This is a genomic window from Ekhidna sp. (genome assembly GCF_039940915.1).
In the GTDB taxonomy this organism is placed as follows: domain Bacteria; phylum Bacteroidota; class Bacteroidia; order Cytophagales; family Cyclobacteriaceae; genus Ekhidna.
In genome coordinates this window covers 819,289-843,797 of the sequence record NZ_JBDVFO010000001.1, presented here as the reverse complement: position 1 = coordinate 843,797, position 24,509 = coordinate 819,289, and the positions used below count along the sequence as shown (strand labels likewise).

Genomic DNA, 24,509 nt, shown 5'->3' with positions numbered 1-24,509 from the left:
TTAGGATAAAACCGGTCGCATGAAGTTCCTTTCGTAGCTCACAATGCATTTGGTTTCTCTTGCATACGCATAGGCTGCTATGCAGTCAGCATCCTTCATGCTTTCTTTTCTGTAGACCTCATAAGCGGCCAGTGAATGGAAGCTGAATAATGCTAATGCGACGTTATTAGCTCCTTCATGGGGAAGAAAATATCCGTTATGTGTCCCCCCAAATTTGTTTACAAGAGGAATCCACAGCTTCGCATAAGTTTCAAACTCTTCGAGCTTGTCGGGATCAATTTTGTAGTTTACGTAGCAGGTAATCATAATATCTTCGAGGTTTTTATAGTAGCCAAAAATCTGCAATAAGCGTGGCGCAAAAAATAAAAATGAATGAAAAGGATGCGAAGTACTAATGAATGCTATTCATCCATTTCAATACGTCAAAGATATTCAGTAGTGGAAAGTAGTTTGCTCAGTCACTGTTCTAAAGTCTGCAAAAGGTTGTTTGCCTGACGGTTTAAATAACCGATTTTGTCTCGATTGGAATCAAATAAATTCCGTGTTGAAAGAACTAAGGACTCAATATCTCTTATCCTCTTCGAATTTTTTTCCACGATCCACGGATATTTCTCACTAGAGATGGGCAGGTCGTTTCTAAGCGCACTTGAAATAACCCAGTAATCATTGTACTCAGGATTGACCATCATGGTTCGTAGCTGCTGATTGTCCCTCTCGATGTATGTGCTCCATTTTTTCACATCCCGATAATAGTCGATTATTTGCGTTCTCAGGGCCTGGTCATCCATCGAGTAAATGCGTCCAGTATTCAACATCTCTTCATAGGTCGTCAAGTTGGCTTCAACCAGAAAGAAGTTGATCAAATGAACAGAGATCATCGAAAGTCGATGTTCCTTTTTTTGCATGTCGCTGAATAATTCCAACACAGAGTCGCATTTAATCACACGTTCCTCCAGTCGATAATTTAGGAATTCATATCGCCTTAGGTCACTTTTTACGTCTTCAATCAACCGGTCGATGGTTAATTTTTGCGTATTAGCTGCAATGCGGTTTTCATTCCAGTTGTTTAGTACGAATGCGCCCAAAATACCCACAGTGATTACTAGAATCTCTAGAAAATATTCGGCCCATTTCTGTTTAAACGTAGATACAAGTTTCTTCATTTGTGTAAGAATACAATCTACTAAAAGTACTGAAAATTTAGACTAGAGTTGATTCCTTCGTCAGAAGTCCATTGAGCCAAACGCAACAGTTGTGCTCCCATCAAGGCTGTATTGAATCGCTTTGTGATTCTAGGAGCCTATCATGCTTTCTAGTTGAAGTATACGGTTATCCTGAGCTGATGCAAACATAGAACTGATGGTAAGAAACATCAACAAAAAACTATTTAAAATACTCATTTTCAGTTATTTACGTCAATTTTATTTACAAACATAAGTATTATTGATTTATAATATTTACATTTATGAGGAATAATAAGCACTGTATCGCTCATGTATAAAGGAAAAAGTATGAAAGGAAATAACCTTGGAGAATTTGAGGAGCTGATATTGCTCACTGTGGCATCATTGGAAAAGGATGCTTATGCCGTTTCCGTAAAAGAAGAGCTTGAAAAAAGGGCCAGTCGTGTGACGAATATCAGCGCGATTCATTCGTCTCTCTACAGGCTAGAAGACAAGGGCTACCTCAGCTCCGAATTTGGAGGAGCCACACAAAAAAGAGGAGGAAAGAAGAAACGCTACTTTCAAGTAACGAATGCGGGATTCGCAGTTTTGAAAGAAGCCAAAAAGCTAAAAGAAGATTTTTACAGGACGATCCCTCAATTGGCCATAATCAGGATATAGGTTGTCTAAAGATCAACACCATATTGCTCCTCCAAAACTGGCAGAAAAGCTGCTTCGATTCATTTATGATGACGAAATGCTTGATGATATTCTTGGAGACTTGCAAGAAATGTTTCAGGATCGGGTAGAAAGCAAAGGACTATATAAAGCACGCATCCACTACTTCAAAGATGCATTTCTTTCCATCCGTAATTACGATTTAAAAAGAAAAAGGAAGGTCATTCACAATAACGCAATCCCCATGTTAAAAAATTACATAAAAACGACATTTCGAACACTGGCGAAAAACCGCGTGTATTCGGCACTTAATATTTTCGGTTTAGCCCTGGGAATAGCGGCATGCCTGTTCATTGCGCAGTATGTCAGCTTTGAATACAGCTATGACAAGTTTCACACAAATGCGGAAAACCTCTACCGTGTCAAGTACATGGTCTATCGAGGAGGAGAACTAGACATTGACTGTGCTGCGGCGGTTCCACGCGTAGGGCCTTTCATGAAAGAAAATATGCCGGAAGTTGTAGACTTTGCAAGAGCATATCCCATGTCAGGCGTATTCGAAAGTGACAATATTCAATACCGTGAGGAACGCATTCAAATTGCTGACCCGGCATTCTTGAAGATTTTTGACTATCCCTTGATACATGGAGATGCTGAAACTGCCTTAGAAGGGCCAAACAAGGTGGTAATAACCGAATCGGTTGCCAATAAGTATTTTGGAAAGACCGATGTGATTGGCGAACGGCTTCAACTTTACACCTGGATTGAAAAGACGCTGGAAGTGACCGGTGTGACAGCAGATGTACCCGAAAATTCTCACCTCAAGTACAACTTTCTTATCTCGTATGAGACCCTGAATCAGGAGACCAGAAATGATGATGGGACAGCATCTTCGGAGACGGCCTGGGGATGGTATGATTTCAACACTTACGTCCTGCTAAAAGAAGGCACAGACCCTGCGGTGTTTGATGAGAAGTTTGCGGAAGTATTGTATGCCGAGAGAGGAGAAGTTTTTGAGAAATATGATTTCAGATCAGACTTTCCATTGCAACCAATCACCGATATTCACCTTTATTCAAACCTGCTTCAAGAATCGGAACCGGCGGAGCAGGGGGACGGAGATACGGTGTTTTTCCTTGGAATTATAGCTGCATTTATTCTCATCATTGCATGGATCAATTACATCAACTTATCCACTGCAAAGTCACTGGAAAGAGCCAAAGAGGTAGGCGTTCGAAAGTCGATGGGTGCTTACAAGAAGCAACTAGTGAATCAATTTTTGACGGAATCTTTCGTATTGAACCTTATCGCACTCGCGCTTGCTCTTATTGTGGTGATAATCACTACGCCTTTCTTTAATCAGCTGATAGACTCTCAGTTGAGCAGAGCTTTTTTCTTACAACCAAAATTTTGGATGGGAGTCGTTGGTATTTACATTTTAGGATCTTTCCTTTCCGGATTGTATCCAGCGTTTATCCTTTCTTCATTCCGACCCATTCAGGTCTTGAAAGGAAAGATGACCACCAATAGGTCTGGCATATTGCTCAGACGGGCACTAGTGATTTTTCAATTTACGGCTTCAGTTACATTGATAGCTGGTACAATCATCGTTTACCAACAACTCAGCCACATGAAAAAGCTGGATGTCGGTTTCGATATGACGGACACGATGGTGATGCGTGGACCGGAAGTCTTTGCTGTTGATTCACTTTTTGGTTCCACGCTCACGGCGCTGGAAAATGAGCTAAAAAGTAACCCGAACATCGAACAGGTAACCAACAGCTCCAATGTGCCTGGTGACGAAATATTTTGGACCAGGGGGCTTAGAAAACAAGAAGACACGCAGGATAAAAACTTTGTTGTATACCTCGTGGGGATAGATCATGACTACTTCCCAACGTATGACATAGAGCTATTGGCAGGAAGAAATTACGACCGAAGCTTTACCACAGATACAGCCAATTTGATCATTAACAAGGCGACAATGGAATCACTCAAAATTCTGTCCCCAGAAGAGGCTATCGGACAGAAAGTGATTTATGGAGGAAACAAAAGAACGATCATAGGCGTGGTGGATAATTATCGTCAACAGTCCGTTAAAAACAACATCAACCCCCTCATATTTCCTCTGGAAGAATATGCGTCCAATTACATTACTGTGAAGCTCAGAACAACAGACTATCAGATAGCATACGAGGAAAGTAAGGCCACTTTTGACAGTTTTTTTCCAGGGAATCCTTTTGATACGTTCTTCCTGGATGAGTTTTACAATAAGCAGTATGCCAACGAACAAAACTTCAGCCGTGCGTTTACCTTATTTGCATTCTTTGCCATCATTGTCGCATGCCTGGGACTTTTCGGATTGACCTCATTTACGGCGCTGCAACGAACCAAAGAAATAGGTATTAGAAAAGTGTTAGGGGCAGATGTCTCTCAAATAGTGATGATTCTGTCAAAGGAGTTTTTAATTCTGGTAGTAATCGCCAATGTCATTTCGTGGCCTTTAGTCTATCTGCTGATGGACGGATGGCTGGATAATTTCACCAGCCGCATCAGCATAGGTATTTCGGTGTTTATTGCTTCTGGAGTTCTGGTGGTGCTCATTGCCCTGGTAGCCATTGGAAATAAAACGCTCTCAATTGCCAAGACGAACCCGGTGAAAGCATTGAGATATGAGTAGAAAAAAGAGGCTGACTTACTCTAATGATTTTGTCAGCCTCATACCTATGCTAAACTATTTAACCTTTATTCCACTGTCATCTTTGAATCTTCCGGTAATCAACCACCCACCAAAGTCTTCTGAAACCGCCATCATCAACTCATTCTTCCCCTTCTTGAGATTAAGATAAACTCCATCGAATAACCCCACAGTGCCCAGATATCTATAATCTCTGGATCGCCATTTGTTTGTCCCCCAATAGATCGGTTCACCATTGAGTATAGCCACCACCCGATCACTGTATCCGAACTCAAACAGCTTGAATTGGTCTTTATCTGAAGTGATGGTGATCTTAGCCAGGACGGTATTTCCATTTGTGCCATCGCGGAGATTTTGAATACGTGAGATGTTGGCAGCCGTTCCTTCTTCTACCTCTATCTTTCCTTGCCATCTTCGTTCTCTGATAATTGGCTCCAGGTTATTGGGATCACTTAGCATCTCCTCACTAAACATGTCTGAAATCTCCCATGATTGTACCAAACCTTCAATTGGCTCTTTTTCGATCGGATTGAAATTTTCGAGCACTGGTGTCTCTTCCGATATCCTAATGTTGGCAATGTGAAAGCCGGAAGTATTACCTCCCCTAAGAATGACCTTACCAGCTTTCGGTTCATGAAAGAGCTTCCAGGAAAGGTGCGGGGTGACACTATGATCCAGAAAAACTTGAGCCTTATCATCATTTACAAGAATTTTTACGTGCGTCCAGGTGTCATAGTTATAGGCATATGGAAATGAATATTTTGGTCCAAAATACAACTGCCATGGGGATATGTTTTTTGTAGTGGGAGCTGCCTGATTAGCATCCGGATTTCCAGATTGATGAGGGCGAACATAAAACTGTTCAGAATCTCCGCTTTCGTTATTGGCCCGAAAATAAACCCCCGGAAATGCAGGTTCTTCCTTCAGGTGAATATCGAATTCGATTGTGCCGTTTAGGAATGTTTTGTTCCTTAGTGTCATCGCACCTGCTTGTAGATATATAGCGTCCACACCCAGATGCTTTTCCAATATGTAAGCTCGTGCTTGTATTTTCCATGTGTTAGTGTCAATGGGTACGTACTCTTGCGAAAGCGCATTGAAGACCATCCAGAGCATCAATGCCAGTAGATTGATTCGTGTTTTCATGTTACAACCTTACGAGGTTCGGGCAGCTTGACCCATCCATTTGGACGTCATCTTCGTTCAAACTCATTCAGAGTTGTTCAGGTCATAGATGTTATAGACATTTGATCATGGCAGATAAATTTTCAGAACAAGACCTGCATCGCCTTCAGGTAGAGATTGAGAACAAACTTGGATGGGGAGAAGCTTCATCGTGGCATAGCTCCATGTTTGATGAGCTGTCAGAAAAAGTATTTGCATCTACTCAGGTGATGCTCAGTGTGCCAACACTTAAGCGCTTTTTTGGGGTGGTGAAGCACTCAGGAACCCCTAGCATTACCACCTTGGATGCTTTATCCAGATTCGTTGAGAAGGTGAATTGGCGAGAGTTTAAGCTTGCCGGTATCACTCAAAAGCCGCAAGCCAGGAAAAAGCCAAGAAAATCCATTTATGTTACTGCAGGTTTTGTTCTCGCGCTGATAATGATAAGTTTGATAGGCAACAGAAGACCAGAGGTGGTTATCAATGCTTCTGAATTTACCTTTAAAAGCAGAGTACTTAGCACCGAATATCCCAACTCTGTCGTCTTTGACTTCACCGTTCCTAGTACCCTGAGAGTGGATAGTTTAACTATCCAGCAGTATTGGGACCCAACAAAGACAATCCATATATCAAAAGAACAAACACAGGCGACCGGCATCTATTATTTTCCGGGATACTTCAAAGCAAAGCTTCTGGCTGATGGACAACTAGCGCTATCTCACGATCTCTTCTTGAAGAGCAATGGATGGCTGGGATTGGTAGAATATGATCCTGTGCCCAAGTACTTTGAGCCACTGCTGAGTGGGCCATCGGCAATAGCTTTTCCGCAAGAAATTATAAGCGAAGTGGAAAATTCGGATGATCCGATTGAGTCGTCGTTTCATCTGATTGATGACTTTGGGGATATCTCTGGTGACAACTTCAACTTTTCATGTACGATTCAAAACACGTTTGGTGACCGATGGGCTGTCTGCCAGTTGGTTCGCATTTATTTCATTGGAACTTCTGGTGCGATGATTATTCCGTTTTCAAAAATTGGTTGTGCCTCTGACAATAACCTCATGCTCAATGATGTCTACTTAAGAGGGAAAAAGAATGATCTTTCTGCCCTGAGTGCCGATTTCACAGACCCGGTGGACCTAGCCATCAAAGTAGAGAATAAAAGGCTTACAGTTAGCATTAACAGCAAGGAGGTATACAGCGAAACCTACAATGACACGATGGGAAAGCTTGTGGGGCTGAGGTTTAAGTTTAAAGGGCTTGGCGAAGTACTGGATCATGAAATAACAGACCTAAATAATAATCGAATCGAGCTCCTTGCTCCATAAATACACTCAAATGAGACAGACACTTGCTACACTTTTATTGCTGCTATTCTTGTCGGCAACTGCTCAGCAGAAGAACTATGATGAAGATGTAAAGTCAATTCAGAGCATTGGAAAAGCCTACTATGAAATTGTATCCGGACCCATTGGGGAAACCCGTGACTTTGATAGGTTGAGAAATCTATTTCACCCACAAGCAACACTTACCTACAGCTACTGGTCTGCAGAACAACAAAAAAACTTGCTCATGCCAATGGATATCGAAGGCTACATTGGAAAACTGGACTATCTCGATAAGAAAGGCTTCTTTGAAGAAGAACTATATGTATCGAATGAGTCATACGGTTCCATTACACAATCCATCAGTACGTATAAATTTTGGATGGAAGACAAGACGGCAGAAGGACGTGGCCTTACAAGTTATCAGTATTTCTTCGATGGTGATCGCTATTGGATTCTATCCATGTTTTGGATGATGGAAAGTGAGAAATATCCTATTCCGATAAGATACGTATCTACGTCTAAGTGAACTTTAAACGCAGCACGGATTTGAATAAAATACTCTTTTTAGCGACCCTATTTGGAAGGTTTATATGTTTTAGTCAGGTACAAGTTTTTGAGAAAAACATCTCGAATGATGAAGTATTCGGCATGTCTATTTCTCCAGATGGGGAAGAAATGCTATTTGTAAGGGCGTATGGAGGAAGAGATTCGCTTCAAATCTTTCAGTCTGTAAAAGAAGGGGATGATTGGAGCGACCCAAAAAAAGCCTCATTTTCCATTGACGGTATAAACCAAATTGATCCTTCTTATTCTCCAGATGGGCGACTAATTCTGATCAATATGATAAAAGAAGAAGAGAATGGCTATGATGTGTATGTAATGGAGAGAACAAAATCAGGTTTGGGAGACTTGCGCGATTTATCCGCTTCAGTAAATACCGAAGCACATGAATTTTATGCAACGATGTCTAAAAATGGAAATGTCTATTTCACGAGGAGAAACAACAGCAATGATATTTACATGAGTCAATGGGATGGCACAAAATATTTGAAAGCTATTCCACTAAGTTTCAATACAGATAATAGTGAATCAAACCCGTATATTCATCCTCAAGAAAAGTTTGTGATTTTTACATCAAAGACAGACAATACACAAGGAGTTGACCTATTCATCAGTTTCAAAAAACGTAATAAATGGAGCAATCCAATAAACCTTGGCAAACCCGTCAATAGCAGCCTAAATGAGTTTTGTCCAAGCATTGACTTGAAGAACAAACGATTTCTTTTTTCAAGGACTGAGGTTCTAGAAAATAGACGAATTGAAAATATGTTTTTCATTCCATTGAAAGATTTAAATATTAAAAATCTTAGAAAACAGGCTTCATACCCTGATTGAGTCTAGGTTTAGGGTAATTGCTGTGGATAATAACCAATCCTTTACGTCGAAAGAAGAGTGATTGAAAATGTGGATTCATTGGGATTTGGGATTCCTATTGGACAATCAGGAATTTGCGAGCAACCCCAATAGTTTGGCTTAAAATCCAATTCTTTTAAATGAATGACATTGAATGAGCTTGAATTCGAATAACGCTTTTTCGAGCAGTGGAAGAACGTAGATTGAAGAAAATAAAAACTCAATCTAATGAAGTACTATTCAATCTTATTATCTGCAATACTCCTGACCGTATCATCCGTTGTGTTTTCTCAGGATGTGGGTGGGAAGACACTCGTAAGCCAGTCCAGGAGCACCACTGCCAACATTGGAAATTGTGACATTACCATAAAGTATCACAGTCCGTCGGTCAACGGAAGAAAAATTTTCGGAGGAATCGTTCCATTTGATTTTGTGGTAGAGGGAGTAGAATACCCATGGAGAGCGGGATCTAATCAACGCACAACAATTGAGTTTAGTAGACAGGTAGAAATTGAAGGTCAAAAACTCGATTCAGGTACTTATGGATTTTTAGTGCTTGTTTCGGAAAAAGAGTGGACCCTTATCTTTTCTTCGGGTAAAAGTTGGGGAGCTTTTAACTATGATAAGGCGAATGATGTGCTGCGGGTACCCGTCAAAGTACAACGTGCTCCCTTTCAGGAATGGCTGAGCTACGAATTTGCAAACCCAGGCACCGAAACGGTTGATGTACTGCTGAGATGGGAACAAACATCTGTCAGTTTCCAAGTGAAAACTAACGCATTAGATAATGTCTTGGCAGACCTTCAAAAGAAAGAAGATAAAGGTACCGCAGACTATCAAGAACTATTCATCCGCACACTTGAAAAAGATGCTGGAAATAAAGTTGAGGCGATGGAATACCTGGAGCAATCCTTTGCGAAGTTACCAGCCATCGAAAACGAATATTTGAGAGATGCATACTCATTCAATTATAAAGTGCTCAAGTCTGAAATGCTTTTAGCGGAAGGCAAGAAAAAGGAGGCTGACAAAATGATGAAAGAAGCACTAGCAAATGCGAGTGGATTCAATATTTACTACTACGCCCTGAACACATATGCGGAAAAGGGAGACAAAGAAGGAGCCTTCAAAATCCTCAAAAAACAGGTAAAAGCGCAGCCTGATAATTTTCAAAATCATTTTGCTTTTGGAGAGTATTACCTCAAGGAAGGCAATCAGGAAAAAGCTACCGAACACTTCAAAAAAGCGTATGATATGACTGTAGAGCAAGAGAGCAACTGGGCAAACTATGCGAGGTATTTATACCTGCAAAATAAGCTGGTTTTGGAGAGACGGTAACATCACTCAACTATTAGGAATTACCTTTTTCATCCTCATCACAATCTGGTCTGCCCCATCCATGAAATATTCTTTCAGAAACTTGAAACCAGATTTTTCATAAAAAGGCCTTCCGATTCTATTTTCTTGAAATACTTCAACCTCTATTTCTGAATGAAATTGTGCTATATGATTAACAAGTGAGGTTCCAATTCCTTTTGATTGGGATTTTGGATCTATGAATAGGCCGCCAATTTCGTTTCCAATCATTGATATGAAACCAACTACTTTTCCAGACTCTTCATACACCCAAGTGTCTGAATCAGGCAGGTATTTTTCCGACATCATTTCTTTCACCATGGTGTGAAACTCATTACTTAAGAATGGGTGAGCAATTGCAGCAGCTTCTTCCCAAATGGCTAGAAGTGCAGGTATCTCGTTTTCGTCATATTTTCTGATCATACTTAAAGATTTTGATATTTCGATAATAGTTGTTCCTTGATATCTTGAAGAGGATAGTCATCAAAAACAGACAAATAGCTGAGAGCTATCCCATCTAATTCTGCGATAAACATGAAACTTAAGGTGCTACTTCTAGGTAAGTCGATTTGATCAAAGATCTTCTTTACAGACTCAAAAAGAATGGAAGAACGCTCGTTGATATGGGTTTGCAGAAACTCCCTCGTTGAAGGCTGAAACATAGCATTCAGATTAAGCCTTAAAGTCACTACATCTTTTTCTAGTTGGGCAAAGAAATTTTCAATGATTTTCAGTAGTTGGTTAAGGGGACTCCCATCACCCGAAGCTGAACTGATATTCTTCATTTGTTCAGTAGTGTCACTAAAGATTTTCTCCAAAATCTCATTCTTTGATTGAAAATGATGGTATACCAATCCTTTGGAAACATTTGCAGCACTACAGATCTCACTCATAGAGGTTTTTTCAAATCCTTTTTCACTAAAAAGTGTGGTGGCAGCATTGATTACTTGTTGCTTTTTGTTCATAAACCGACTGTTCGGTCTGTAAGTTAATTGTTTTTATTTAGCCGCCGGGTTTTATATTCAAACATTACCCAATCCACTAATCCACCAATCACTAAATTTACCCCATGTCTGAAAAGAAACTCTTCCTGCTCGATGCATTTGCGCTGATTTACCGTGCGCACTTTGCCATGAGCCAAAATCCAAGACTCACCACCAATGGCATCAATACCGGTGCAATCCTCGGGTTTACCAATTCGCTCCTTGAGATTATTACAAAAGAAAAGCCGTCGCATATTGGCGTAGCCTTTGATACGCATGCTCCCACATTTCGTCACGAATCTTACAAAGAATACAAGGCAACTCGGCAGGAGCAACCGGAGGAAATTAAAGTCGCAATTCCCTACTGCCTGAAGATTGTAGAAGGCTTCAATATCCCCATCCTCATGAAAGATGGTTATGAAGCGGATGATCTGATTGGCACCATCGCAAAGAAAGCAGGAGCAGAGGGATTCAAGGTGTACATGATGACCCCAGACAAGGATTTTGCACAGCTGGTGGATGAAAATATTTCACTGTTCAAACCGAGACGTATGGGGAATGGTGTCGACATCATGGGCATACCAGAAGTGCTTGCTAAGTTTGATATTGACAAAGTGGATCAGGTGCGCGATGTACTTGGATTGAAGGGTGACGCAGTAGATAATATTCCAGGAATCCCAGGCATTGGGGATAAAACAGCCTCCAAACTCTTGAAGGAGTACGGCTCAGTACAAGGGATCATTGATCACGTAGATGAGCTAAAGGGAGCCTTGCAAAAACGAGTGCAAGAGCATGGACAGCAAGGCGTCATGTCCAAGGACCTGGCGACAATTAAAATAGACTCACCGATCGATTTCGATGAAGATGCTTTAAAGTACGGAGACCCGAATGCGGAAATTTTGAAACCAATCTTTGACGAGTTAGAGTTCAAGACGATTGCCAGAAGAGTTTTTCAAGAAGAGAATGACATTAAAAAAGGAGCTACGCAGCAGCTCGGGTTGTTTGACGGTGGAGAAGCAGCGCCTGAGCCGGTAGATGAAAAAGAGTCAATCACTACCGCCAAGCACACCTACCATTTGGTTCAGGGAGCAGAGGCCATTGCCTCACTAGTGGAAAAGCTTAGCGGACAAAATTCATTCTGTTTTGATACCGAAACTACCAGTCTGGAAACCAGAGAGGCCAGGTTGGTGGGTATTGCCTTTGCGATAGAAAAAGGAGAAGCCTGGTATGTGCCATGCTTTGAAAATGCTCAAGCAATTGCAGACGCTTTCAAAGATGTTTTAGAAAACGAGCAAATCCAGAAAATTGGGCAGAACCTGAAGTATGACATTCAGATCATGCGAAACTACAACGTGCATGTGAAGGGCTCCATATTTGATACCATGCTGGCACATTTCCTTCTGGATTCTGAGTCAAACAACAGTATGGATTGGCTGGCAGATAAGTTCCTCAATTACAAGACCGTCTCATTTGAAAGCATCGTTGGACCCAAAGGGAAAAATCAAAAAACCATCGATCAGGTTGACGTAGAGAAGGTGAAAGACTATGCATGTGAGGATGCGGACATTACCCTGCAGCTTAAGGAATTGTTGGAAAAAGACATTGTGGAGCACAAGCTTGAAAAGCTCTTGCACGACGTAGAAGAGCCCTTGTCTTTCGTGCTGGCAGACATGGAATACCAGGGAGTGAAAGTAGATACTGCAACCTTGGAAAAAATGTCGAAGGAGCTAGATGAAGAAACGCGCAGAGTTCAAAAAGAAATCTTTGACACAGCTGGCGTAGAGTTCAACATTGGGTCACCGAAGCAGCTCGGAGAAATTCTTTTTGAAAGACTTAAGCTGGTTGAAAAACCTAAGAAAACCAAGACAGGTCAATATGCTACAGGGGAAGACATTCTTTCCAAACTGGCCGATGAACACACCATTGCCGCTCAAATTTTAGAGTTTCGTGAGTACCAAAAGCTGAAATCCACGTATGTAGATGCGCTTCCAAAACTGATCAGCGAAACAGACCATCGCATCCATACGGATTACAGGCAGACCGTAGCTGCTACCGGACGATTAAGCTCGAACAATCCCAACTTGCAAAACATACCGATCCGAACAGAAAAGGGACGTGAGATCAGAAAGGCATTTGTGGCCAAAGACGATAATCACCTGCTCATGGCGGCTGATTATTCACAGATAGAATTAAGAATCATGGCTGCCTTCTCAAAAGATGTAAGCATGATGCAAGCGTTCAAAGATGGAAGGGATATTCATGCCACTACGGCAGCAAAAGTATTTGGAGTAGATGTAGATAATGTAGAGCCAAACATGAGGCGAAAAGCCAAAGAAGTAAACTTTGGAATCATTTATGGCATCTCAGCATATGGTTTGTCACAGAACCTGAACATTGCTCGAGGTGAAGCACAGGAGATCATTGATTCATATTTCAAAGAATTCCCCAATGTCAAAAGCTACATGGACGCGACCATTGAGAAAGCTAAGAAGGACGAATATGTGGAAACGATCCTGGGACGCAGGCGCTACCTGAGAAACATCAATTCCAAGAACTTCACTATGCGAGGCTTTGACGAACGAAATGCCATCAATGCCCCCATCCAGGGAAGTGCTGCAGACATCATCAAGATTGCGATGATCGATATTCACCGATGGATGCAAGAAGAAAAATTAGAGTCAAAGATGATCATGCAGGTACATGATGAATTGGTATTTGACATGCACAAAGATGAGCAAGAGCTTTTGATGAAAAAGGTAGAAGAATTTATGAAGAACGCACATCCCCTGGAGGTGCCAATGGAAATTGGGATGGGTGCAGGAGAAAACTGGCTACAAGCACATTAGAAATGAACTTATATGCTATTAGCGGGTTAGGAGCTGATGAAAGAGTCTTCCAATATTTATCACTTAAAGCAGAGATTGTTCCTATCAAATGGCTCCAACCTGATAGAAGTGAAGGTATAGATTCATATGCCAAAAGAATGGCACAAATAATTGACACGAGCGAACCGTTTGGATTAATTGGCGTCAGTTTTGGCGGCCTTATTTGTGTGGAGATTTGTAAATTTCTAATGCCGGAAATTACAATACTCATTTCAACTGTTGAAAAAAGTAAGGAATTACCAGTTCTCTACAGGATCATTGGAAGAATTAAAATTATCAAATTACTTCCATCAAAATTTTTTAGAATTCCTAAAAGAGTAGCGCATTTTTTGTTTGGATCCATCAATACTAAGCTGTTGGATGATATTCTATTTGATTCTGATCCTAAGTTCACAAAATGGGCATTATCAAGATTGTTGGTATGGGAAAGCAATTTTAAAATACCTTATGTTCTTAAGGTTGGTGGGTTGGACGATAAATTACTTCCACCAAAAGATTCTTCAAATACCACAGTAATTGATTCTGGAGGTCATTTTATGATTGTTGACAAAGCCGATGAGATCAGCCAGATAATAAATGAAAAATTGAGAGATTTACCACATGCTAACTAAAACACCCTCCTTTTCAGACATCAAGCGGTCACATCAGCGCATCTCTCAATACATCATTCAGACGCCGGTGATGACCTCAAAAAACATTGATGAGATTGCAGGGTGTCACATTTTTTTTAAGTGTGAAAACTTTCAAAAAGTTGGAGCATTTAAGATGCGAGGTGCAGCCAATGCCATTTTTAGTTATCGTCCCGAAGATCGGGTCAATGGATTTGCGTGTCACTCTTCCGGCAACCACGGTCAGGCCGTAGCCTTAGCTGCAAAGCTTGCCGGTGCTAAGGCATACGTGGTTATGCCAAAGAATGCTTCCCAAGTCAAAGTAGATGCGGTAAAGGGGTACAATGCTGAAGTTGTTTTTTGCGAACCAAATGATGCCTCCAGGACGCAGACATGCGCAGACATTGTGAAGAAAACAGGAGCCATTTTGGTTCATCCCTTTGATGACTACAACATCATTGCAGGACAAGCTACCGCCGCTAAGGAGCTGGTGGAGGAAGTTGATGATCTGGATTGCATCATTTCGCCGGTAGGAGGAGGTGGGCTGGCAGCAGGCACAGCGCTCATTGCCCATCACCTTGACCCAAACATGGAAGTATACTTGGGAGAACCTGAAGCTGTTGATGATACCTATCAGTCTTTGAAAGCAGGTAAAATCATTCCGAATAAAACGGCAGAGACCATCGCAGATGGGCTGAAGACGACCGTTGGTGTAAGGAACTTTGAGATACTGAAAGAACATGTGAAAGAAGTATTTACAGTTTCAGAAAAAGAAATCATAGATGCCATGAAGCTCATTTGGGAGCGCATGAAAATAGTCATTGAGCCTTCATGCGCCGTGCCATTTGCCGCCATATTGAAGAATAAGGACACCTTTAAAGACAAAAGAGTAGGTGTAATTCTTACAGGAGGGAACGTCGACCTGACCAAACTACCATTTTAAAATGGATCAGAGGAAGGTTTTTGTAATCTGGAATGCTTTTGCCGGAGGTAAAGCAGGAAAGATACGCAAACGCTTAACTGAAAAACTGAAGGATCAAAACCTCGAATACAAGGTCTTTGATACGAATGAGACAAAAAGTGCCACTAAGACGGTCTCCAAATACTTGGATAAAGCGTTCACCGATCTGATTATTATTGGAGGGGATGGCACCATCAATGAATCAATCAATGGATTGAATTTGGACATTCCCGTATCGATTGTGCCTGCAGGAACGGGTGATGACTTCATCAAGAACCTCAACATTGGAAAGACACAGGAAGAGCGTATCCAAACTGCAATCAATGGGGAAATTATCCGAATTGATCTGGGACAGTGTAACACACGCAAGTTTGTCAATGGTGTAGGCATCGGCTTTGACGGACAAATCGTGGAAGACATGGTATCTAAGCGAGTGCCACTTTTGAAAGGACATGCCGCATATTATTACCATGTTTTGAGAATTCTCGGAGGCTATCGAGAGCGAAATTTCAAATTTTCAATGGACGGAAGCCAACCGCTTGAAAAGGAATTGATCCTGCTGACCATAGGCAATGGAACCACGTTTGGAGGCGGTTTTAAATTGATGCCAGAAGCCAAGATAGACGATGGCCTGCTGGAGATATGTGAGATTGGAAAAATCTCAGGGTTACGACGTTTCTTGAATATCAATAAGCTATCAGGAGGAACTCACGGGAACTTAAAAGAGGTTTGCTTTCATAAGACAAAAGAGATTTCAATTGAAGGAAATAACCGACTCTTTGCTCATATTGATGGAGAACGTATGGGCCAGCCACCCTTTGAAATCAAGGTCTTGCCGAAAGCACTGAGAGTCAGGACTCATCCATCATCCTGATCCATTCTTTAATCACTGATTCTAAGGCCCCTTTCTTTTCATTGATGTCATTAACGCCATAAAATCTAGCTGTTCGTGCTTCTTTGCCATCTCCTTCCAGCAAGTTGTGATCATCATTTATGAGTGCTCCTTTGTGAAACATCAGACTCACCATCTTTTTAGCATTCAAAAAGAAAGAGGCAATATTTCCTTTATACATAAATGTCGGGCTACTCCATTTTATGGTTTCTTCAACTCGCTCATCAGCAGATAGAATAATTGATCTGACCAATTGAATTTCACTCGTGAGTGGATGCTTTTTCTTTTCCAAAAATTCATCTACTTCGGGGTTAATGTTATCAGGACTCATAATAACTTACTTTTTAAATCGTGCCTTCTTTTTGAATCTCAGATAAGCCCAAATGGTCACGGCAATTACACCAATGCTGATAAACTGAGAATGCGAGAGCACGTCCTCAATGATGTATCCACGTTCCTCATCACCTCTAAAAAACTCGATTATCCCACGCCCAAATGCATATAGAATAATGTAGATAAAGAATAGCTGACCTTCAAAGCGATTGTGTCGTTTAAGCATCAGTAGGACAACCATGATACCCAAAATAAGTGTAGCCGAATAGAGCTGAGTGGGATGCAAAGGAGTATGTAGTGGCTCAGCTTGAGATAACGGATCTGTGAAAGTAACACCCCATGGCACGTCCGTCTGTATTCCATGGCAACATCCGGCAAAAAAGCATCCAAGCCTTCCGAGACCATGAATGATACATGCTGTGATAGCTATGCGATCCATCATGGGCCAAAACGGCCATTTTTCTTTTCGGAAAAACCAGATGATCACCGGGATGGCAAACAGCAAGGAACCATAGAAAACAAAACCCGTTCTGAAATTGCGACTCATGTTCTCCCACGAACCAAAATAGAAGGACGGGTTTTCCAGAAAGAAAAACAATTTACCTCCGATGAAAGCAGAAAGAATGATGAGGATGGCAAGGTTCTGAATTTGATCTCGCTCGATGCCCAAGTCTTTCTTCGCAACATGCGACATGTAGAAGAAGCCAAGTGTAGCACCCAGCATTATCATAAAGCCATACGTGTGTATGGTGAAGTCACCGATGGTAAAAAGTTCTGGATGCATCTGTTAGCTGAATATGTACACAGAAAATTAGATGAAAACTTACATATCTACCTACTCCAAAAGGAGAAGTAGCTTTTATTGAAGTACATTTTGAATGGAATTAGCGCAATTCAAGAAACGAATACTGTAAAAAAGCACTTGAATAGGTGCGTTCTTTTTTTTGTCTATGGCACAAGATTTGAGGCAATCAGCAAAACTTTGAGTCATGGATATTTTTAAGCTTGTCATCGTTGGGTTACTGTTACTTGCATGTGAGGAATCTCAAATTCAAACAGCAGACAATGAAATACTTGTTGGAATAGATCAGACAGTTTCAAAGCATATCAACGGGCAAGATTGGGTCGTTACCTTTTCTAGCATTGAAGAAAATTCATTTTGTCCGGAGGGAGTGGTTTGTGTATGGCAGGGGAGGTTTATCGTAGTGCTACAAGTTAATGGAGCATCAGCAATGTTAGGTCTAGGTGATTTGCGTACGTTCGGTGAAGAGCCTGCAGTCAAAAACTCGATTATGATTGACGATACGAACATCACATTTGCTGAGGCGATAGATACTGAAACGGCCAGCACAACCAAAATCAAGCTTCAGTTTGACTAGCTTTTAAAAACATTCGCTTTATTTTCACTGCTATCAAATACACGGATAGCCACCACATCAGCTTCAGCCGTTTTCTCACCGTTTTCCGATAAAAAGTCACATTTTAAGACGGTTTTTCGTCCCTTTACTTCCACCACACGAGCTCTCAATTCCACGGTGGCATTCGGGGTAGGTTTTAGGTATTTCACTGTAAGTGTGCCGGTAGCATAACGATACTCGGGATCCGTATCGAGCGATCGCCCTTCTCTTTTATAGGCATCTGCCATTGCAGTGCCCATGCAGTGACAATCAATGAGTGTTGCCATGATTCCGCCATTCATCAGGTTGCTCCACCCATGATATTTCTCTTCTGAAGACCATTTGCAAATGGATTCTTCACCTTCCCAATAGCTTTTGATCTGAAGACCTTCGTGATTATGTCCACATCCAAAACAGACATTTTCCGGCATGTGATCTTGGAAATATTTCGACTCACTCATTTTTGTAACTTTACAAAGAGGCTTTACACCAATTATTGAGATCCAAAATTAACCGAATATGTATCACACCCTAGATCTGCATTTTCAGAATTACGAGCATGCGATTGCTGCATTTGTCATCGAGACAGAGGAAGGGCCTGTCTTAATTGAGTCCGGGCCTTACAGCACTTTTCCTAGTCTGGAAAAGGGATTGGACCAGATAGGATACAAGACAAAGGACATTCAGCATGTACTTTTATCGCATATTCATTTCGATCATGCTGGTGCAGCTTGGGCTTTTGCTGAAAAAGGAGCGAAGGTTTATCTCCATCCTTTCGGCTTTGATCACATGCATGATCCAACAAAACTAGTGGCTTCTGCCACGATGATCTACGGCGATCAGATGGATACGCTTTGGGGAAGGATGGAAGCAATAGCGAAGAAAAATTTGCAGGTGGTGCAGCATGAAGAGCTTGTGGAAATTGGGGGCCAAAGTTTTCGAGCACTTCATACCCCGGGGCACGCCAAACATCATGTAGCATGGCAATGGAAAGACACTATTTTTACAGGGGATACCGCTGGGGTTAAGATTGAGGGAGGGCCAGTAGTGCCTCCGTGTCCACCTCCGGATATTAACCTGGAGGACTGGATGCATTCCATTGATCTGGTACTTTCCAAAAACCCCAATCGATTGGTGTTGACACATTTCGGAGAGGAGATAAACCCCAACATTCACATGAAGGAATTGAAAGGAGTTTTGAATGACTGGGCGCAGTGGATAAAAGCCAAATGGGAGGAAGGACTTAGCAAAGATGAAATCACTCCTTTATTTATGAAGTACACTGCGCAGCAGTTGAAGGATCGCGGAGTATCAGATCATGGAGTCAAGCTCTATGAAGCCGCTAATCCCTCATGGATGAGTGTTGCTGGTTTAGTTCGGTATTGGAAAAAGAAGCAAGGATAGACGGAAATGCTCATTGCCAACGAAACGTTTGAGAAAGTATCCACACTGGATAATCGAAACGAATATGAATGCTGTACATTCATAAATTGCGATTTTTCAGAAGGGAATCTCTCTGCCACCAAGTTTATCGAATCGGAGTTTTTGGACTGCAACCTAAGTAATGCCAAGCTCAATGAAACGTCGATTTTGGACGTAAGCTTTAAAAACTGCAAGATGTTGGGTGTGCAATTCGATAGAAGCAATCAATTGTTATTTTCAGCCACCTTTGAAAACTGCCAATTGAACGATTGCACTTTTTATGAGATGAAACTACGACAGGCAACGTTTACGAATTCTAATTTGGAAGGCGCGGACTTTACTGCCGCGGACATGAAGGACATCAAGATTACGGGTTGCGACTTATTCAATACAAGTTTTGATCGCGCTAATCTGGAGGGGGCAGATTTTAGAATGTCGGTAAGACTCCAAATAGATCCTGAACTCACCAGGCTAGCAAAAGCAAAGTTTTCGATGGCGCAATTGCCAGGGTTGCTTCTAAAGCACAACCTGAGAATAGAGGGATAGTAAAAAGGCCTCCAAGGGAGGCCTTAAATTTTCTAGTCACACAATCCAGGACTGGCATCGCACTCGGATTGCGGAATTGGCAAAATGAACCTATCAGCAAGTGGGTCGAGGTTTGAATTGGTAATCCGCACTGTTAGTCCATTAGCAGCTTGTCTTTTCAGGTCATGAAAAATCACACCTTCGTAGAGCAGTTCTCGATTTCTTTCCACTATGATACTATCGTAAAACCGGTTAGCATCCCCCGCAAAATCGGCCAAAAACAGCTCTGCTAAACCAGCTCGTGTTCTGACAGCATTCAAGTCACTCAATGCAATGGGATCAATGGTGAATGGATCTTGCTCAAAGATGGATTCTGCGCGATCCAGGTGCAATTCAGAAAGTCTTACTAATGGAATGACATCTGTATTTCTCAAGTATTTGCTTGAGCTTATTGAGTTGGTGTTCACTGCATCGAGATAGTATAAGCTATCTACTGCCGCGGCGAGTGTAGCAGTGGAGTCAATATTGGCTCTATGATCAGCATCACTAAATCTTGGATTGTTGGCTAAAAAATCAGAATTCAAAGAAGAAGGTTGGATTCTGAACGTACTTCCGAAATCATTGAATGAAGAAAAATAGGCAGCAAGACCCGTGGTGTTTGCTCCGGTATTGCTAGCTGCTGTTTGCTGCACAGCAAGAATATCTTCAGAGCTGTTTGTTGCGTTATTGAATCGTGCGAAAGGGCGATCCAATAAGGAATAAGGCCCTGAGATGACCGTGTTTAAAAATCCCTCAGCAGTCGCATATTGATTTTTCTGCATCGATACTTTGGCCAGGTAAGCCTGGCAGGCAAAATAGGATATCCGATCTTGATTGGTACCTAGCGATTGAAGGTTTGTCGAAGCGGCGTTAAGATCCAATTCTACTTGAGTATAGATCGCGTTCACTGTGGCTTTTGTAGGTGTTCCGATCTCATCCACGGATACAATAGGGCTTAAGAGCAATGGAATGGCCGGCGTGCCAGCACTCCCTGCATATTGTGGTCCCCACAATCTTACCATTTCAAAATACAAGATTCCTCTGATGGCCAGTGATTCACCTTCTATGCGACTTCTCGCGGATGTATCATCGATCTTGTCCAGATTGGCAAGAATATCATTTACGATATTGATTGTCTCATACCCTCTTCTCCAATTCGCCTCTACCCGAGTGTTTGTCTGTAAGACACTCTTGCGGACAAAATCCTCATAGCCAGGCGCGTTGGTTTCATCCCAGGAGATTTCAAGATTGACCTGCCTGGTCAGCAAGGTGGCAATCAATTTAAAATCACCTCCCAGCAGCTCACCTCCATCCGATCCATCGTTGATTCCAAATAAATTGTAATAGGCACCATTCAGTGCTTTTTCAATAGACGCTTGATCGGTAAGTATATCGCCGCTTAGTGAATTCTCTGCATCAATATCAAGTATATCGTTGCAAGCAATCGAGTACATCAACACAAATAGGAAAGCGATTGATTGTCTCATGGTCGTATATGTTTTCTTAAATGCTTTCATGATTAAAATCCAATTTTGATGCCCGACATAAAGATTCTTGGTTGTGGCGCTGTAAAGTTGTCAATGCCACGACTGATATTTTGACCGATGATCCCATCGAGGGGGTCAAAATAACTGACATCAGGGTCGTACCCGACATAATCAGTGAACGTGAGAAGATTGGTCGCTCCCACATATACACTTAAGTTTCGAAGACCCATTCCTGAAAGTTTTTCTTCAGGGAAATTGTACGTGATGGTGATGTTTTTAAGTCTGACGTAGCTGCCATCTTCCAGCCAGCGGGTAGAGGCGTTAGGTTCATCCTGGAATGGATTCAATACCGGGTATGGAGCGTCATCGCCTGCTTCATACCAGCGGTTAGCTTCTCTGGTTAGCTGTCCAAGGTTGAGGATACCACTGTTTGCCAGAAACTCGCCTGTCGCGAAATAAAGATCTACACCTCCCACATATTGAAACATGGCAGAGAGTGTCCAGTTCTTATAGGAAACTGAGTTGGTCAAACCACCAAAGAAGTCAGGGTTAGGGTCGCCCACTACCTGCCTTGGGGCTTCTTCCCAGTTATCAGTGGTTCCTCCATTGCCATCATCATAAAGCGCACTTCCGGTAGCGGGATCTACGCCCACATATTTACGCATGTAAAAGATTCCTGCTGACTGACCTTCTAAGAAGGCATTCACTCCCACGATGGCTTGTTCGCCATTGAGGTCTGTGATCGTGTTTTTATTAAATGAGATGTTGAAGTCTGTTGTCCAGGAGAGATCAGAAGTGGAAACATTCACAGAGCTGATGTTAACCTCTAAACCCTTGTTTTCCATGGTTCCGATATTATCGAAAATGGTGCTAAAACCGGAGGTTTGTGAAACCGGCACAGGGAAGAGCAAGTCAGTGGTTGTTTTCAGATAATAGTCGAATGATCCACTGATGCGATCTTCAAGAATGCCGAAATCAACACCTATGTTGAATTGGGATGTAGTCTCCCATTTAAGCTTTTCATTGGAGAGGTTCGCCAGCTCAAAAGCATCCTCGTCGTTGTACCTGGTGCGAATGTAGTTTCTCCGGTAAAGGAAGTCATCTGTTGGTGCGTTACCTACCAGCCCATAACTTGCCCGCAACCTGAGCTGATTGACTGTGCCGGAGCTGAAGAAATCTGCGTTGTTGATGTTCCACCCTGCCGAGACCGCTGGGAAATATCCAAACCGATTGTCTTCGCTAAACTTAGAACTGCCGTCCATTCTACCAGTCACCTGAAAGTCATACAGGTTACCGATGGAGTAGCTCACTCGTGCATAGGAGGATAGAAACACATTTGCATCACCTTGAATTGGCTCATTGAAAAGCGAAGGATCTGTTTCTGTGAGGGCCTCCAGAGAAGCAATACTGTTCACATTGGCTTGCCGGAAATCAAAATTGGTGGTGGATTTCTGATACGAACCGCCTAAAATGATGGAGAGTTTGTTATCACCGGACATTTCCGGGTTGTAAGTAGCCCATCCATTGAACACGTAGTTGTTTGTGAGTTGCTCGCTAAGTTGAGATCGACCATTTGGTGACCCATCCAACGTTTCTGGTCCTTGCCTTCTTTCTGCTCGAACATCCCCTCTGTCTATCCCGCCATTTACATCAAGCGAAATTTTTTCAGAGAATTGATACTTTAAACCAAGGCTTCCGATGATGCTATTGTTAGTTGCCTGATTATCCGCAAAATTGATTTCGGTGAGCGGATTGTATTCCAGACTCCTAACGATCAGGCGATAGTTATTTGCAGGATCGAAACTATCCGAAGCAGGTAAGACGATTGCCTGAAGCGGTGCTCCCAAATCCTGATCTTCACTCAATCGATCATCCTGTGTACGAATGAAATTGAAATTTAGGTTGGCTGATAATTTTGAAGTGATTTTACTATCAAGGGAAACCGAACCGTTGAAGCGATCGAATTTGTTTCCGATTAGAATGCCTTCTTGGGTGGTGTATCCCACAGAGGCAAAATAGCCTAGCTGCCCCGTTCCGCCTTGTACATCTACATTGGCGCGGTGAGAAGGCGCATTTCTAAAGATGAGATCCTGCCAATCGGTGTTGTAGGTAAGGTTATTGTAGAAACCAGGAATCGGAAATGTGAACGTCTGATTCGTAGTGGCATCAGTGAAGGTCACCTGACTCACTCCGCTATTATATACTTCGTCTAAGAAGGCCTTATCCAATCGGTAAGTAGCCCCGTTATTATCTACCGTGATTGCCGGATTCTGATCTACAAGGAATGGGTCTATTCCAAATCGGAAACCACGGATGATACTTTCAAATGTCTGAAGTCTGTGATCGTCACCCGACTGAATGTCGAGTTTTTTAGGAGTCTGACTGATGGCAAACTGATAATCTACGTTCACTTGCATGCCTCCGGTGGTGCCGCTTTTGGTCGTGATGATGATAACCCCATTGGCGGCTCTGGTTCCATAGATGGCAGTGGCCGCAGCATCTTTCAAAATCTCTATGGACTCGATGTTGCTTGGGTTGATATTCGATTGGTTGCCAGAAGTAAGTGGCACTCCGTCTACAACGTACAAAGGCTGATTGGAGGCTGAAAGGGAAGATCCACCACGGATTCTTACGTTCGTGCCCTGACCAAGCTTTCCACTGGAGTTTTGAACAAATAGTCCAGCGGTTACTCCTTGATTGGCTTGTTCAAGATTGATAAGTGGAGCAGGACTTACGTCTTCCGCAGATACGCTTGAGACACTACTCGTTAGCTCATCTTTGTTTTGAGAGCCTATTCCCATGTTCACGACATTGTCTGAGCTACTGCCCGACTTCATGTTGATGGAAACGACGTTTTGACCGGTTAGGTAAATCTTTTGTGTTCGAAATCCTTCAGCACTTATTACCAAAGTCTCGTAACCGTCCGTCAGCTGGATGGTAAAATTTCCGTTTTGGTCGGTGGTAGTAGAGGTAGTTGTGCCTTCGATTTGTACAATAGCTCCGGATAAGCCGTTACCATTTTCATCTGTGATGGAGCCGCGGAGTGTGACCTGGGCTGAAATGGAAAAAGCCAGTAGCATGGATACCAGGCAGGTTAGTATAGGTTTCATAGAGTGGTAGTTGAGTTACTAAGTTAAAAATAGCCAGATTACTGTTTAGCAGACACAAAAAAGGGCAGTA

Annotated in this window: 23 protein-coding genes; 13 read left to right on the top strand and 10 right to left on the bottom strand. The window is 42.2% G+C overall.

Features of this window, described 5'->3' with window-relative positions; translation table 11 throughout:
• Together ABJF57_RS03850 and ABJF57_RS03845 are read right to left on the bottom strand one after the other, a co-directional pair.
• Positions 1-306, bottom strand: a complete 306-nt coding sequence (locus tag ABJF57_RS03850; protein WP_462231050.1) for an NIPSNAP family protein — start codon at positions 304-306, stop codon at positions 1-3.
• A gap of 152 nt (positions 307-458) precedes the next feature.
• Positions 459-1,163, bottom strand: coding sequence for a DUF6090 family protein (locus ABJF57_RS03845; protein WP_462231052.1), 705 nt, complete (start codon positions 1,161-1,163; stop codon positions 459-461).
• 348 nt (positions 1,164-1,511) lie between these two features.
• Here ABJF57_RS03845 and ABJF57_RS03840 point away from each other — a divergent pair, with 348 nt between their 5' ends.
• Positions 1,512-1,844 (top strand): PadR family transcriptional regulator, encoded by a 333-nt coding sequence (locus ABJF57_RS03840; RefSeq protein WP_462231054.1) that lies wholly within the window; start codon positions 1,512-1,514, stop codon positions 1,842-1,844.
• A gap of 1 nt (position 1,845) precedes the next feature.
• Positions 1,846-4,521 (top strand): ABC transporter permease, encoded by a 2,676-nt coding sequence (locus tag ABJF57_RS03835; protein ID WP_462231056.1) that lies wholly within the window; start codon positions 1,846-1,848, stop codon positions 4,519-4,521.
• Between the two features lie 54 nt (positions 4,522-4,575).
• Here ABJF57_RS03835 and ABJF57_RS03830 read toward each other — a convergent pair whose 3' ends face one another.
• Positions 4,576-5,685, bottom strand: coding sequence for a hypothetical protein (locus ABJF57_RS03830; protein WP_462231058.1), 1,110 nt, complete (start codon positions 5,683-5,685; stop codon positions 4,576-4,578).
• Positions 5,686-5,792: 107 nt separating this feature from the next.
• On the opposite strand from ABJF57_RS03830, the gene ABJF57_RS03825 reads away from it, so the two are divergent.
• From ABJF57_RS03825 to ABJF57_RS03810, 4 genes are all read left to right on the top strand, one after another.
• Positions 5,793-7,031, top strand: a complete 1,239-nt coding sequence (locus ABJF57_RS03825) for a hypothetical protein (RefSeq protein WP_462231060.1) — start codon at positions 5,793-5,795, stop codon at positions 7,029-7,031.
• Positions 7,032-7,041: 10 nt separating this feature from the next.
• Complete coding sequence (locus ABJF57_RS03820) at positions 7,042-7,557, top strand: hypothetical protein (protein WP_462231062.1); 516 nt, start codon at positions 7,042-7,044, stop codon at positions 7,555-7,557.
• 20 nt (positions 7,558-7,577) lie between these two features.
• Complete coding sequence (locus tag ABJF57_RS03815) at positions 7,578-8,426, top strand: TolB family protein (RefSeq protein ID WP_462231064.1); 849 nt, start codon at positions 7,578-7,580, stop codon at positions 8,424-8,426.
• 246 nt (positions 8,427-8,672) lie between these two features.
• Entirely contained in the window at positions 8,673-9,779 is a 1,107-nt protein-coding gene (locus ABJF57_RS03810; protein ID WP_462231066.1) for a DUF2911 domain-containing protein, read from the top strand.
• Positions 9,780-9,785: 6 nt separating this feature from the next.
• Here ABJF57_RS03810 and ABJF57_RS03805 read toward each other — a convergent pair whose 3' ends face one another.
• Positions 9,786-10,220 (bottom strand): GNAT family N-acetyltransferase, encoded by a 435-nt coding sequence (locus tag ABJF57_RS03805; protein ID WP_462231068.1) that lies wholly within the window; start codon positions 10,218-10,220, stop codon positions 9,786-9,788.
• 2 nt (positions 10,221-10,222) lie between these two features.
• Positions 10,223-10,762, bottom strand: coding sequence for a TetR/AcrR family transcriptional regulator (locus ABJF57_RS03800; RefSeq protein ID WP_462231070.1), 540 nt, complete (start codon positions 10,760-10,762; stop codon positions 10,223-10,225).
• Between the two features lie 104 nt (positions 10,763-10,866).
• Between ABJF57_RS03800 and polA the strand changes: the two genes are divergently transcribed.
• From polA to ABJF57_RS03780, 4 genes are read left to right on the top strand one after another with little or no spacing between them, the layout of a single operon-like run.
• Positions 10,867-13,626 carry a DNA polymerase I gene (gene polA, locus ABJF57_RS03795; RefSeq protein ID WP_462231072.1) on the top strand — a complete coding sequence of 920 codons (2,760 nt, stop codon included), beginning with the start codon at positions 10,867-10,869 and terminating at the stop codon, positions 13,624-13,626.
• A gap of 2 nt (positions 13,627-13,628) precedes the next feature.
• Positions 13,629-14,276 (top strand): alpha/beta hydrolase, encoded by a 648-nt coding sequence (locus tag ABJF57_RS03790; protein ID WP_462231074.1) that lies wholly within the window; start codon positions 13,629-13,631, stop codon positions 14,274-14,276.
• A complete protein-coding gene (locus tag ABJF57_RS03785; RefSeq protein ID WP_462231076.1) occupies positions 14,266-15,216 on the top strand; it encodes a threonine ammonia-lyase in 951 nt (316 codons plus the stop codon). The genes ABJF57_RS03790 and ABJF57_RS03785 overlap by 11 nt, the downstream gene beginning before the upstream one ends.
• Before the next feature lies 1 nt (position 15,217).
• Positions 15,218-16,108 carry a diacylglycerol/lipid kinase family protein gene (locus tag ABJF57_RS03780; RefSeq protein WP_462231078.1) on the top strand — a complete coding sequence of 297 codons (891 nt, stop codon included), beginning with the start codon at positions 15,218-15,220 and terminating at the stop codon, positions 16,106-16,108.
• Here ABJF57_RS03780 and ABJF57_RS03775 read toward each other — a convergent pair.
• Both ABJF57_RS03775 and lgt read right to left on the bottom strand, forming a co-directional pair.
• Positions 16,086-16,457, bottom strand: coding sequence for a DUF1801 domain-containing protein (locus ABJF57_RS03775; protein ID WP_462231080.1), 372 nt, complete (start codon positions 16,455-16,457; stop codon positions 16,086-16,088). The genes ABJF57_RS03780 and ABJF57_RS03775 overlap by 23 nt on opposite strands.
• Before the next feature lie 6 nt (positions 16,458-16,463).
• Entirely contained in the window at positions 16,464-17,243 is a 780-nt protein-coding gene (gene lgt / locus ABJF57_RS03770) for a prolipoprotein diacylglyceryl transferase (protein ID WP_462231082.1), read from the bottom strand.
• A gap of 205 nt (positions 17,244-17,448) precedes the next feature.
• Here lgt and ABJF57_RS03765 point away from each other — a divergent pair, with 205 nt between their 5' ends.
• Positions 17,449-17,838, top strand: coding sequence for a hypothetical protein (locus ABJF57_RS03765; RefSeq protein WP_462231084.1), 390 nt, complete (start codon positions 17,449-17,451; stop codon positions 17,836-17,838).
• Here ABJF57_RS03765 and ABJF57_RS03760 read toward each other — a convergent pair.
• On the bottom strand, positions 17,835-18,317 hold the full coding sequence (locus ABJF57_RS03760) for a PaaI family thioesterase (RefSeq protein WP_462231086.1): 483 nt from the start codon (positions 18,315-18,317) through the stop codon (positions 17,835-17,837). The two genes, ABJF57_RS03765 and ABJF57_RS03760, sit on opposite strands and share 4 nt — an antisense overlap.
• Before the next feature lie 58 nt (positions 18,318-18,375).
• Between ABJF57_RS03760 and ABJF57_RS03755 the strand changes: the two genes are divergently transcribed.
• Entirely contained in the window at positions 18,376-19,260 is an 885-nt protein-coding gene (locus ABJF57_RS03755) for an MBL fold metallo-hydrolase (RefSeq protein ID WP_462231088.1), read from the top strand.
• Between the two features lie 6 nt (positions 19,261-19,266).
• Positions 19,267-19,824, top strand: a complete 558-nt coding sequence (locus tag ABJF57_RS03750; RefSeq protein ID WP_462231090.1) for a pentapeptide repeat-containing protein — start codon at positions 19,267-19,269, stop codon at positions 19,822-19,824.
• A 32-nt stretch (positions 19,825-19,856) separates the two neighbouring features.
• On the opposite strand, the gene ABJF57_RS03745 is transcribed toward ABJF57_RS03750, so the two are convergent.
• A complete protein-coding gene (locus ABJF57_RS03745) occupies positions 19,857-21,359 on the bottom strand; it encodes a RagB/SusD family nutrient uptake outer membrane protein (RefSeq protein ID WP_462231092.1) in 1,503 nt (500 codons plus the stop codon).
• A gap of 2 nt (positions 21,360-21,361) precedes the next feature.
• Positions 21,362-24,439, bottom strand: coding sequence for a SusC/RagA family TonB-linked outer membrane protein (locus ABJF57_RS03740; protein WP_462231094.1), 3,078 nt, complete (start codon positions 24,437-24,439; stop codon positions 21,362-21,364).
• Between the last annotated feature and the right edge of the window lie 70 nt (positions 24,440-24,509).